The 482-nt window shown below is 34.6% G+C and carries 1 tRNA gene and 1 rRNA gene; both read left to right on the top strand.

The annotated features are described in order from the left end of the window. Positions 1-87: ribosomal RNA gene (locus NY022_RS09580) — 16S ribosomal RNA — on the top strand; the annotation flags it as partial. Between the two features lie 103 nt (positions 88-190). Next, positions 191-266, top strand: a tRNA-Ala gene (locus tag NY022_RS09575). The last annotated feature ends 216 nt before the right edge of the window (positions 267-482 follow it).

Here is a 482-nt window from a genome sequence, read left to right as displayed (position 1 = left end):
TAGTTACCGCCCACAGCAAAATCAGCGACTGGGGTGAAGTCGTAACAAGGTAACCGTAGGAGAACCTGCGGTTGGATCACCTCCTTTCTAGAGTACATACTCTTTAACTCACACTAAAGAGTAATAATAAATATTTCAAGAGCTCTTGAGAGCTTGTTTGGATATCAAAGGTTGAAATGAGTATTGATATGGGGAATTAGCTCAGCTGGGAGAGCGCCTGCCTTGCACGCAGGAGGTCAGCGGTTCGATCCCGCTATTCTCCACCATATAAAACTTAAACAGAGCATTTAAGCTAAATGTTCTTTCTAGGTTTTATTTAATTTAATTCTATGTTTATATATAGTTTCTAACCTAGTGTTATTTTATTTATCAATGTTAAGAGTCACAAGCAAGTAATATAAAACAATTTCATAAGCTTGTTAAAGGTAATTATACTTAATCTCTTTCTTATTACATATATTAAGTATATATAAGAAAAAGTT

It is taken from the genome of Campylobacter sp. MG1, assembly GCF_026616895.1.
In the GTDB taxonomy this organism is placed as follows: Bacteria; Campylobacterota; Campylobacteria; order Campylobacterales; family Campylobacteraceae; genus Campylobacter_E.
Note: the sequence above shows the minus strand (reverse complement) of the source record. Positions and strands in the feature narration are given on the sequence as shown.